Consider the following 11595-nt stretch of genomic DNA (forward strand, 5'->3'; position numbering starts at 1 on the left):
TCCATCTTCCACCAGTTTGCGCCGCCGTTTTTCCCGCATCCACATTCTCTGTTACCTCGTCATCTCCATCATTTTGCAGTGCCTGTGAGACACCCCCTCTTCGCTGTCCTGCGGCTACAGATCTTGTCTGGCGAAGCGGTACAGCCCCTCGCCTTCCGTATGCACAGGCTCTTCGTTCAGGAAATGAACGCCCGTGCCGTCATCCAGCCCGTACCCAATGGATACCCCGGTCCGCGCAATCGCCGCCTTCAAGTTCTCCTCCTCATTCCATTGCGTGAAGTGAACGCTTACAACGGCGTCGCGAAGCAAGCCCAATCCTTGGAGGAACAGATTCGTATTGCTGGCATTATCTATCGCCGGGATGACGCAATCGGCCGGGCTGATCAAGGCGCCGGCGGAGAAGCCGGCCACCGGGACACCCTTGCCGTACATGTCCTGGATAACGCTCCCCAGTACCGTATCGACGATATGACTCCTATACCGCTCGGTATCTCCGCCGCAGATGACAATTCCGTTGCAGCAGAGCAACTGCTCAATCGCGGTGCGCGAAGGTTGGGTAGTTAACGCCAAATACATAAATTCGGTCACCCCGTTCCGCTCCAGTACTCCTGTGCAGGTCGGCATGTATTCTCGCCATCCGTCTCTCTCGATGAATAATATCGCTGTCTTGCCGGTCCTGGCCGAAGCGATTGCCGCGAACTTTCTCCCCAGCACTTCCCCGAATGGCGGTACTCCGCCAAATAGAAACAGATGACGATCCTTCATCCCATTTACTCCTTTCCTGTACCCGAAATAATTACAATATTATGGTTCCTTCCGCTCCCTGTCCCGCCCATATTCCCTCCTTCCCCTCGTTTGCAACCATTGTCTTTCTTTACCATATCAGAAAAAAGAGCCTATTAGAAGGCTCTCGTTCAACATCTTTATCGGTCCACGGGGCAGATCGGCGGACGTTGACAGCGCATAATGCACCATCGTCAGCGGGAAGCCGACGGCCGCGAAGATCGCAAGCAGCGCCCGTTCCGTGCCGCGATCGGCTCCGCCTTCATCCGCCTTACCTCGTCTCCAACAAGTAGGGTTACAGCGCAATAATCATATGAATATCATGAGGCTCTTTCTCGAACAGCTCGGGATCCTTCTCCTGGGTCAGCTTGCTGCCGCAGGATTGATAGAACTGGACGGCAGACTCGGTCTCCGTCGAGGAAATGTATAAATATTCCGCTCCGCGGCTCTTCGCCTCCTCTGATAGCAGCTGAATAATCCGGGTCCCGATGCCTTGCCGGCGGTATGGCCTGGATACATACATCAGATCGACCTGAAGCCGATCATTGTCGGGACCCCTGAACTGATGGGCCAATACGCCGAATCCGGCCAGCTTGTCCCCGTCAAAAGCGCCAATCGCCAAACCTCCATGCTTCACCTCATACTGGAATCTCTCCTCCAGCTCCTTCAATTCAGCCGGATTCCATGTCGGGCATTCATGCCCCGCCGGTTGCTCCACGATCGAATCTCCCTGATTGACATAAATCAAGTTAATCTGTTCCGAACGGTCAATCTCTTTAATTTTGCGGTACTCCTCAAGCTGCATTTCTCTGATGCTGATCATGATTTGCATCCTCCCTTGTTCATCTCTCTTCTCTTCATGAACATGAACCTTTCTCTTGTTCACTGCAGAATGCAAACCAACTCCTTCTCGAAATAATAGCGATAATAGCGGCAGTGACGCAATCCATGACGCCGCTTATGATAATCAGAACGAGCATCCGCTCGCTCCTATCGATTCCGGCATGATTGGCTTATATTGGAACGGACTTCTTCATCTTACCACGGCCCCCTGCCGAGAGAACAGCGCCAAAAAGAATTGCCAAAACCAAATTTATATGTTAAGTTGGAAGTAATTTCAAGAATGGAGGGTTACGTGTGGTAGATAACAACCGAGTTTGCATCTGATTGGATATGCAAAGACTCTGCCTGCGGCGGAGGACTCGGGATTGGTCTGCCCTTTTTCAAGGTAACCCAAATCGTAATCTTATAGAGGATGAACAGGAGCGTTGATCGGACAGGTGAGCCATAAGCTCGCTGCGGTTAGCATCGTCGATCCATGCCCATCCGGATAAGTAGACTGCGCACCAACCGGCAAGGAGGCACCGCTTCCTTACGGTTCGTTCCCTTGTCCTCCTCCGAATCGCAACACAGGCAGATGTCCCGCCTGTGTTTTTTTGCGTTCAGCGAGCCATGCCATGGCCCGCCATTTTGAGGGAAGGAGGATTACGTGTGGTAGATCAGTCCAACTGAGTTCAACCTTTGCGCACATACGGATTTTTGCCAAAGGCTCTGCCGGCGTGCAGAGGACTCAGGACTGGTCTGCCCATTTTTCGCGGAACGCTTCCACGTTGTGAAGCGTTCCGATCCGCTTATCCGGATGGATTTATCCCGGATCAAGCGTTCCTGCGGCATGCCCATTTGTCGGCAAGGCGTCTTGTCCCCTTGCCCATCCCAAGCCGAGTCCTCTCCGATTGCACGCATACGGCAGCAGCCGATCGATTGATTAGTTGCGGGTAACGGAGGGACAGCGATGACAAGAAACAAGCGCCATGCCGGCAGACGGGGCACAGGACCCGATGCCAATTACTACGGGAAGCACCTGCTCCTGAACGAGCGCATCGTTCGCGAGATGATGGATAAGGCCAACATTCGCCCGGCGGATACCGTTCTCGATCTCGGAGCCGGAACCGGGGCGTTCACCTTTGCCCTGGCCGAGAAGGCCGGCAGCGTGATCGCCATTGAGAATGACGCCGAATTTGCGGACATGCTGCGGCGCAAGTCAAGGGGGCATGACAATATTACGATCGTGGAGAGGGATATCCGGAAGGCGTACCTGCCGAAGCAGCCCTTTTGCGTTGTAGCCAACATCCCGTTTTCCATCACGACGCCGATTCTCAAAATGCTGATGGATGCGCCCGCGGGATCCTTCCAGAGAGCGGCGCTCATTCTGGATTACGGCGCAGCCAAAGGCTTGACCGCCCGGCTCATTCGGCGCCCTCGCCTCTTGGTATGGCGAATGGGGTTCGACATTGAACTGGTTAAGGTGATCCCGAGGCATCACTTCGCCCCTCCCCCGAGCGTCGATACCGCGATGGTCCTTATTCGGCGGAAAGCGCTTGTTGCGCCCAAGCACAGCCATACGTTCGGGGCATTGGCCGAGTACGCACTGAAGCGCCCCGCTCTTCCGTTGAGCGCGGCATTGCAAGGAATATTCACGCCGCCGCAGATGAAGCATCTCGTCAGACGCCTTGGCGTAAGCCGCGATATCCCGGCCTGCGCGCTGAATGAGCGCCAATGGGGCATCGTGTTCCAGACGATGCTGGAACGGGTCGAAGCGTACCGCTGGCCCCGGCGGCAGCGTAAAAAATAGCTCACGGAACGAATAAATCAAGGAACGGCAGCCTGGAACGAAATCATTCCAGGCTGCCGCTTGACCTTCGCTTATACCGTTAACCGCAAGCCGATGACGGTGCCGGCGATGCATACGAGGCGCAGCGGAATCGCACGTTCCTTGAAAAAGAACATGCCGGCCAACGCCGTGCCGATCGTACCTATCCCGGTCCATACCGAATAGGCGACTCCCAACGGGATCGGCTCTAGCGCAGAGGTTAACAGGAAGAGACTTACGCCAAATGCCCCCAACAACAAATTGTTCGTCCACGTGTCCCGTATCGACATCCGCTTCACGAAGAGAAAGCCGATAACTTCAAAGCAACCCGCGATAATTACATACAGCCATTCCATCCGCTTATCCTCCCGCCTTAGCCTTAGGCTCGCTTCCGAGCTCAACAGGAGTATGAAGCAGATGAGCAGAGCCACGAGACCGAGCCGAACCCAGTTCACCCCGGTGTCGAACAAGAGCATATCCATCGTGACCGTGCCCCCTGCCCCGATGCCGGCGAACGCAGCGGCAACCGTGCTGACCGGGAGTGACTTGGCTGCCTTGGCCAGACAATAGAAGCTGAAATAAAAAATGACCAGGAGCGGGCCGCCCAGCATGGCTTCCTGCCGACAGGGCCCGCTTGCGGTTCGATCGGTTCAATCGGCGGCCGGGCCGGCGGAACGCTGCGCCGGAACCATAGACGCATGTTCGTTCGACTTCGAGCCTGAGAAGGAATAACAGGAATCGATGATAAGAATCAGCAGCCATAGCGGTGAGGCCATATCCGAATGTATGATAACCTAGGCTGCGGCATGAGCAGCCGCGAACCATGCAATATGAATGGCCAAGCTTCTCTTCATGGCTCTTCCACACCTGAAGTCTGGAGGTAGCAGTCGATCATCGCATCCACATAAGCCATCAGCTCCCGATCATGACCGTATACCGCCGGCATTTGTCCCTCTTCGGGAACGAGCCGGCTCCAATATTTATCCAGCAGCGCGGCATTCCCCCTGGAACAAGCTCAATGCCATCTCATAAAGCTGCTTGGCAAGGCGCTGCGCCTGCGGCGAATCCGGCGGGGCATCCATCTGTTCCCGGATAGTGCTCATAAACTGAATATATTGTTCCGCGCGCGGATCGGCGCTTCCCAGATCAGGCAGCTGGGACAGAATCGCCAGTTCCTCCCCGGTATATTCCTGACCAGAGAAAACAGGAGGAATGCGGCCGTCCTCCAGTTCTCTCGCTTGCAAGTGCCTGCAGCAGGGTGACGATTTCGGAAGGTTCAATCTTGCCGCTGATGCGAATCGCGTGAATCGTCGTTTGCAACAAATATTCCTTCCACGCCAGCAGCTCCTTCTCCCGCTGTATCCACTCGATTTGCTCTTCCAGCGCCTGGATCCAGCCTTCATTTTCTTTGTCCGCTTGCCCTGTATCCCGGAACACCTGCTTAATCTGCTCCAGCGTGAAGCCGAGCGATTTCAACAATATAATCTTCTGCAGTTTCATTAACGCGGCGTCATCATTACACCTTCATCCCCTCCTCCGTTCATTGTAAAGGATAACGTATACGTGAAGGTCAAGAGTTCACAAGAGAAATAAAAAGCAGGGGCCGGGGGAGGCAAGACAGGTTAGGTTAGGGCAAGCTGGTCCGCGCATGAAGCAAGCTAGTCCCCGTATGAAATTGCTGCACAGGCCAGAGTGTTGAGAAAGTCTATGTTAATTACCCATTCACCGCGTTAATTTGGTATAATGTTCTTATCATAATCCATGGAAAGCGCGGTGTTTGTATGCTTTACACGAATGATCCCAACCCACAACTGGACTATGAACTGGTTTGTCTTGAGCATATGGTTGCCCCTGATCACTTGCTTCGTCATATCGATAAACATATTGATTTTACCTTTATTTTGGACCTTGTGCGTCCTTACTACAGCGAGTCGAACGGCCGACCATCTGTGGATCCCATTGTGTTCTTTAAAATGCTGCTGATCGGCTACTTGTATAACATTCGCTCAGAGCGAGAACTGGAGCGAGTCGTCAACGATTCCCTGGCTTTTCGGTGGTTCTTACGGCTCGGGCTTTCCGGCAAAGCGCCTGACCATTCGATCTTTAGCTGGAACCGGAAAAATCGGTTTAAGGATACTACCGTCTTCCAAGATATCTTCGATAATATCGTTCAGCAGGCGATTCAGCACAACATGGTGGGAGGGCGGCTGCTCTTTACCGACTCCACGCATATCAAGGCAAATGCCAATAACGGACGGTACGAGAAACGAGAAGTCACTTGTACGCCTTATGAATATCTCCAAGAGCTGGAGCAAGCCGTGAATGAGGATCGGGTCGCTTTTGGAAAAAAGCCACTGCCTCCCAAAGAGGAGGCCGAAACCAAGGAACAAAAAGTTAGCTTAACAGATCCGGATAGCGGAAACCTGAATCGGGATGGAAAACCGGAAGGGTTTCATTATTTAGATCACCGCACCGTAGATCATAAATACAACGTGATTACGGACTGCTACGTTACGCCTGGAAATGTGAATGATTCGGTTGTTTATGTGGATCGTCTACTACATCAAATAGAGAAGTTTGGCTGGGAAAAGTCGCTGGAGGCCGTTGCACTCGACTCTGGTTACATGACGGCCTATGTTTGTTACCGTACGAACAAATTAAACATCACGGCAGTTATTCCAGAGCGTTCGACCCGTGAACACGGTGTATTTCCCAAAGAGAAATTTCATTATGATGCAGAAAAGAATGTTTTTATCTGTCCAAACCAGCAAAAACTCACGTACCGCACCACAACACGAAAAGGATTCAGAGATTATAAATCCGATCCCAAACAATGCGCTGCCTGTCCATTATTGAGCAAGTGTAACGAGAACAAAAATAAACAACGCACCATACAACGGCATATCTGGGAAGAACACAAAGAGAAAGTAGTTCAAAACTTCCAGAGTGAGAGCGGAAAAGCCGTTTATGCCCTACGCGCCCAAACCATTGAGCGAAGTTTCGCGGATGCCAAAGTGCTCCATGGACTTCGCTATTGCCGGTTTCGGGGAAGAGACAAGGTGCAGGAGCAAGTGCTGATGACAGCCACTGCACAGAACATAAAAAAGATAGCCACACATCTCGCCAGAAGGGTGGGGTAAAGCAAAGACCCCATCCCCCCTCCATTCTCTCTCACCAAACACCACTTTTTCCCAGCAAAATGATATTACATTGATATTACTTCGTAAAAAACAGGGGTTTTCCAACAGCCTGACAGGCGCAGCATTTTTAACCTCAAGAGGGTAAATTCCGAGAAAATCCTGCAGAATTACATTATTTCGCCATTTTGAACGCTATTTATGCCTTGTCGTAGGCTAATTGCTGTAGTTTTGCAGCAATCTTATTTTCGCAACCTCGTGTCAATGAAATTGCTGCATTCTTGCAGTTTGGCGGCTCAGATGACTAGAGTGGCGGGAGATACTGCAGCTTTAGTGGAGCGGGATGACTAGAGCGGCGGGATTAACGCAGCTTCTGCCTCTGTCGGAACGGGTTTGTACTCGGGGTTAAAGTAACACTTGGAAATGTTCATGACAGCCAAGTCTTCGAAGATGTTCTCGAAGAGGCTGCTCATCTGGTTCCGGCTCCACAAGCGGTTGCAGCGGATGGAGGCTCATATCGCTTGAACCCGGCAATCTGTAAAAATGGAGACCTGGCTCTGGAAGACCGGTCGCACCTCTCCTAACTTGTAAATATGGATAAAAAACGTATAGGGAGGTGTCCCAAAAGTCATTGAAAATGACTCGGGCCCCCCCAATTTAACGCTTAGCCTACGCCTACATTCAATTCAGACTTCTCTTACGCCTGTATCGTAATCTCCCACACGCCATTGATGACTTCGTGAACCGAGCATGTCAAGTTATTGCTGCGGCAGTAATCGTCTATCGATACTTTGGCGCAGCTATGATCAGTGACGAGCAGCACCTTCTCTCCGCCGCGGATCGCTTCCTGATGCTTCTTCAGCATCATCACGGGCACCGGACAGACTTCACCCAAGCAATCGATCTCTATCATAGATACCGCCTCCGTCCAACTCATGTACTCTATGCTCGATATCGAGTATACGCCGCCTGATGGTGAACCTCAAGAACTGCTTCAGTCGGCCTCCCCTATACTCCGCGGCTCGATGGCACTACATTTTCGGCTCCGCAGGCTCTTCCGCGGAACCGGCCCAGGAAGCCGTTCCCCGTTCTATCAGATGAATCGGCACGCAAATACGCTCCGACGCATGGTCCATCGTTTGTCCGGTTCAAAGTGATGCATAGCACGCCAAGCTTCGGCGCTTAAGGAATCAGCAGCAGCCGGCCTGTCACTTGCCGCTGCTCAAATGCGGCATGCGCCTTGGCCGCTTCAGCCAGCGGGAACATGCGCTCAATCTTGATGGAGAGACGCCCCGCCTTCATCCACTCCAGGAATTGCAGGATGTAATGAGGCCATTCCTCCATATAAAAGAGGCCAGAGAAGCGATTAATATACAACGAGCCCTTTTCTTGCAGCCGCATCAGATCGAAGGGAGGAATATACCCGCTCGCTTGCCCGAAAATTTCCAAATAACCGCGAGGCGCAAGGCTGTCCAGACTGGCCTCGAACGTGTCCTTCCCAACGCCATCGTACACGACGTTTACCCCGCGCCCACCGGTTATGCGCCGTGCTTCCATAGCTATATCCGCCTGTGCCGACACAATGACCTCATCGGCGCCCGCTTCCTTGACGGCAGCCGCCTTCGCCTCCGTCGAGGTTACGCCGATGACTTTCCCACCGCGAAGCTTCGCCATCTGGCACAGCAGGAGCCCGATTCCTCCGGCGGCGGCATGGATAAGGCACCAATCTCCCGGCTTGACCGGATAGGCGGCATGGGTAAGCGCATAGGCCAGAAAGCCCTGCGTCAGACCCGCCGCAGCCTGCTCGGTGCCAATCCCGTCAGGTACAGGGATAAGCCGGCGCGCTGGCGCGAGCACATGCGTGGCATACGTTCCGCTCCCACCGCCGCAGATAACCCGGTCGCCCAACTTCACATGCCCCTCGCCGGGACCGAGCGCTTCTACTATCCCTACGCACTGGCTTCCAATCGTGGCCGGCAGATCGGCAGACACGGCTCCCTCCTTCTTATAAAAAGCTTGCGCAACAAGCTCGCCGCGGCGGTGTTGTACATCGAGGAAGTTCACGCTCGCGGCCAGCACGCGCACAAGCGCCTGACCCGGGCCCGGCGCCGGCATCGGCAGCTCCTCCAGCTTCATCTCTTCGGGCCCCCCGTAGGCATGGATTCGTATCGCCTTCATGTTCATGGTGCAATCTCCTCTCTTTTTTGTTTCCTGGAAACTATATTACTGCAGCCGAGGAGTGCTGTCAATATTGTTTCTTGGAAACATTGTCATTCGCAAATTTCTTGCTATACTAAAATGAGAAATCAAGGGTGAAGGTGATCATTCCATGACAGATACAGCCGATAATCACGCTCAGTCCGACGCTTATCAGGAAGACAAGCCATTGATTGAAGAGATTTTGCGCCTCATCGCCGCTATGCAGAAGAGGGCGGAAGCAGAGGAGGATGAGGAGAGAGAATGGATGCTGCGCAATTGTTCGAATCCGGCCGTTGCCGAGCATCTGCGCGATATGACGATTATGGAGCTGCATGTTCTTGATGCCATCGGGCAGCTGGGGCCGGTCAATGGCATTACCATTTCCAAGCAGTTCGGAATTTTCAAAGGCACCGTATCGAAAATTACGCGAAGACTGGCGGCCAAAAATCTGATTCAAAAGGAGTTCCTCCCCGACAATAAAAAAGAAATTCTGTTCCGCACGACACCGCTGGGGAGCGAGCTTTATCAGCTTCATCAAGCACTGCATCGGCAGTTGGAAATTGGTGTCGTCCGGTTCCTGCAAAAGTACGAAACTGATGAATTACGCTTGCTCGTCCGTGTCCTACAAGATGCGTCGAAAGCATCATGGGTTCATCCGGAGTCCAGTCCCGATACACCCGCGGAGCAGCCGGAGAGCCGCTGACCCAACGGCTCCGGATGCCCCGCTTCGCGCGGATTCGCTCCACCAGCTTCGACTGACTCCTCTTCCCTCCCGCCAAAAGCCTGACGATGCACGTCATACACTTTAACCTGATCCGCTCTTGTCTCCGTACGAATGATCATAGCTTACCGTCTTCTTCACCTACCGGGATGAACTTCGTGAAGCCGCGGCCCTTCTGAATAATTTGACATGCGCAGCCCGTGAAGCAATCGAAAAATGCCGATTCCTCGATCTGCCTCACATATTCTCCACTGTCTTCTTTATACCAAGGATCCAAATAAGTGAATGTCTGCCCTCCTTATCTACGACGACAACCCAGTGCCCGTCGGTCCAAACTCGTCCCCATCGTCTCTCATCAGCACCATGATTGGCCCGCCCAGCAGGCAGACTTCCCATTCATGCTTGAAAAAAGACACCCGGAACAAAATCTTCCGTTCAAATAAAAATCGGTATACGTCTTCCGGGAATACGCCTATCGGAGGATCGTTTGCTAGATAGCCCTTTATGGCCGGAGGCTCGGTCAATCTCAGCTCTTGCGCCAATTCAACAAACTTCAGCTCATCCCCGAGTTGATGATAACGCAGCAGCATCAATAGGCTCGCAACCCCGCAAGCAACCTCTGGATGATAATCTTGATCATGCTGGCTTACAAAAAATGAACGATACATCGCATTAGTCCTTTCTCTCGAAAAGTTTGAGCAAGTCCCTCTATTTTTTCTTACTCCTCGTGCACTCTAACGAGCTTTGTGCGGCGTACTCCGAATCCAGGATCGAATAGAAGAACTGATCCGTCCAACGCTCATTCCAGTACAGCTCTTCCTTGAACACGCCTTCCCTTCTCATCCCGATATGCTCCATCAGCGCTGACGAACGATGATTATGAGCCCTGCACATGCCGACGACCTTATGGGCGCCCAGCTTGTAGAACACCAACGCCAGCAGCAGCTCCGCCGCTTCGCGTCCGTATCCGCATCCCCCGTATTCCGGCAATATCGCAAACCCGATTTCCCAGCTTTTACGCCAATCGACATAGCTCCATATCTGAGCCATCCCGATTGGGCCGGCTGCCTAATCCGAAGCCAGCCTGACGACGAAATCATAGCTTTCCCCTTCCTCGTCTTCGCTTGCGGCGATTTTCTCCAGAAAAGTCTCCCTTGCCTCTTCCATGCTGGGAACCGATTCTTCAAAATGCCATAAATCCGATCACATTCCATGCGGCACAGAAAGTCCAAGTCTTGTTCCGCGATCAAAGTTAATTCTGCCCAGATAATGTTGACGCTTCCCTAGGGCGTGTACGCAAACTATCGAAATAGCCAAATATCTGGTAAACTTATCCTATGAGAAGACGATATGAGATACGAGATGACCAATGGGAACGACTCAAAGACCTCTTGCCACCGGAACGGAAACCACAGGGTGGACGTCCGGCAATCGATAACCGAAAAATGTTCAATGCCATGCTTTGGGTGATTCGTTCTGGTGCGCCTTGGCGAGACTTGCCAGAGCATTATGGCTCCTGGAGCAGTGTCTACAGTCGTTTCCGCCGCTGGGAGAAAGCAGGCATCTTTGATCGAATGCTAGACGTTCTGGCTGCCAATCCCGATGACGAAAGTGTTATGCTCGATGCTTCCATCGTTCGTGTTCACCAACACGGCGCGGGGGCAAAAGGGGGCAGCAATTCCAAGCCATCGGACGATCACGCGGAGGATTAACCAGCAAGATTCATGCCGTTGTAGACGGCCTTGGCAATCCGCTACGCTTCGAAGTAACCGCAGGCAACATCAATGATTGTGTAACGGGTTATGAGATCCTGCAAACCCAAGACATACAAGGTAAACATGTTTTGGCGGATCGCGGATACGATACCGATAAAATCATTGCGCTTTTGGAAGAGAAACTGGCCCATTCCGTCATTCCCAGTAAGAAGAATCGCACGATCCAACGTACAACCGACTGGTGGTTGTATAAAGAGCGTCATCTGGTCGAATGCCTGTTCAACAAACTCAAACATAATCGTCGGCTGGCAACTCGGTACGATAAATTGGCCTGTACTTTTGTTGCCTTCTTAAAGCTGGCCTCTTCCATGATCTGGTTGGCTTAAGGTT

12 protein-coding genes and 1 pseudogene are annotated in these 11595 nt (G+C 52.6%); 5 read left to right on the forward strand and 8 right to left on the reverse strand.

Annotated features, from left to right (window positions below; translation table 11 throughout):
- Positions 1 to 114: 114 nt before the first annotated feature.
- The gene (locus OCY70_RS18750) at positions 115 to 765 is read right to left on the reverse strand and encodes a Type 1 glutamine amidotransferase-like domain-containing protein (RefSeq protein ID WP_261945092.1); all 651 of its coding nucleotides are present in this window, start codon (positions 763 to 765) and stop codon (positions 115 to 117) included.
- A 313-nt stretch (positions 766 to 1078) separates the two neighbouring features.
- The gene (locus tag OCY70_RS18755; RefSeq protein WP_213431265.1) at positions 1079 to 1606 is read right to left on the reverse strand and encodes a GNAT family N-acetyltransferase; all 528 of its coding nucleotides are present in this window, start codon (positions 1604 to 1606) and stop codon (positions 1079 to 1081) included.
- Positions 1607 to 2575: 969 nt separating this feature from the next.
- Between OCY70_RS18755 and OCY70_RS18760 the strand changes: the two genes are divergently transcribed.
- Positions 2576 to 3415: an rRNA adenine N(6)-methyltransferase family protein gene (locus OCY70_RS18760; protein WP_213431264.1), complete on the forward strand. Its 840-nt coding sequence runs from the start codon at positions 2576 to 2578 to the stop codon at positions 3413 to 3415.
- 71 nt (positions 3416 to 3486) lie between these two features.
- Here the strand turns inward: OCY70_RS18760 and OCY70_RS18765 are convergent, their stop codons facing one another.
- Together OCY70_RS18765 and OCY70_RS18770 are read right to left on the reverse strand one after the other, a co-directional pair.
- Complete coding sequence (locus OCY70_RS18765; protein ID WP_213431263.1) at positions 3487 to 4044, reverse strand: SMR family transporter; 558 nt, start codon at positions 4042 to 4044, stop codon at positions 3487 to 3489.
- A gap of 535 nt (positions 4045 to 4579) precedes the next feature.
- Positions 4580 to 4933, reverse strand: coding sequence for a MerR family DNA-binding protein (locus OCY70_RS18770; protein ID WP_213431262.1), 354 nt, complete (start codon positions 4931 to 4933; stop codon positions 4580 to 4582).
- A gap of 281 nt (positions 4934 to 5214) precedes the next feature.
- Between OCY70_RS18770 and OCY70_RS18775 the strand changes: the two genes are divergently transcribed.
- Positions 5215 to 6573 carry an IS1182 family transposase gene (locus OCY70_RS18775; RefSeq protein ID WP_261945018.1) on the forward strand — a complete coding sequence of 453 codons (1359 nt, stop codon included), beginning with the start codon at positions 5215 to 5217 and terminating at the stop codon, positions 6571 to 6573.
- 392 nt (positions 6574 to 6965) lie between these two features.
- Positions 6966 to 7154, forward strand: a pseudogene (locus OCY70_RS18780) (hypothetical protein); the annotation flags it as partial.
- Positions 7155 to 7267: 113 nt separating this feature from the next.
- On the opposite strand, the gene OCY70_RS18785 reads toward OCY70_RS18780, so the two are convergent.
- On the reverse strand, positions 7268 to 7483 hold the full coding sequence (locus tag OCY70_RS18785) for a sulfurtransferase TusA family protein (protein ID WP_213431330.1): 216 nt from the start codon (positions 7481 to 7483) through the stop codon (positions 7268 to 7270).
- A gap of 269 nt (positions 7484 to 7752) precedes the next feature.
- A complete protein-coding gene (locus OCY70_RS18790) occupies positions 7753 to 8754 on the reverse strand; it encodes a quinone oxidoreductase family protein (RefSeq protein ID WP_213431331.1) in 1002 nt (333 codons plus the stop codon).
- Between the two features lie 145 nt (positions 8755 to 8899).
- On the opposite strand from OCY70_RS18790, the gene OCY70_RS18795 reads away from it, so the two are divergent.
- Entirely contained in the window at positions 8900 to 9472 is a 573-nt protein-coding gene (locus OCY70_RS18795) for a MarR family transcriptional regulator (protein ID WP_213431332.1), read from the forward strand.
- Positions 9473 to 9792: 320 nt separating this feature from the next.
- Here OCY70_RS18795 and OCY70_RS18800 read toward each other — a convergent pair whose 3' ends face one another.
- On the reverse strand, positions 9793 to 10158 hold the full coding sequence (locus tag OCY70_RS18800; RefSeq protein WP_213431333.1) for a hypothetical protein: 366 nt from the start codon (positions 10156 to 10158) through the stop codon (positions 9793 to 9795).
- A 40-nt stretch (positions 10159 to 10198) separates the two neighbouring features.
- The gene (locus tag OCY70_RS18805; RefSeq protein ID WP_249725672.1) at positions 10199 to 10540 is read right to left on the reverse strand and encodes a GNAT family N-acetyltransferase; all 342 of its coding nucleotides are present in this window, start codon (positions 10538 to 10540) and stop codon (positions 10199 to 10201) included.
- 287 nt (positions 10541 to 10827) lie between these two features.
- Between OCY70_RS18805 and OCY70_RS18810 the strand changes: the two genes are divergently transcribed.
- Positions 10828 to 11591 (forward strand): IS5 family transposase gene (locus OCY70_RS18810; RefSeq protein ID WP_261944570.1). Its coding sequence is split into 2 segments (ribosomal slippage): positions 10828 to 11149 and positions 11149 to 11591, totalling 765 coding nucleotides; the frame shifts between segments, so codons are not numbered across the junction.
- Positions 11592 to 11595 lie beyond the last annotated feature (4 nt).

The sequence above is a fragment of the Paenibacillus melissococcoides genome, from assembly GCA_944800085.1.
Taxonomy (GTDB): domain Bacteria; phylum Bacillota; class Bacilli; order Paenibacillales; family Paenibacillaceae; genus Paenibacillus_B; species Paenibacillus_B melissococcoides.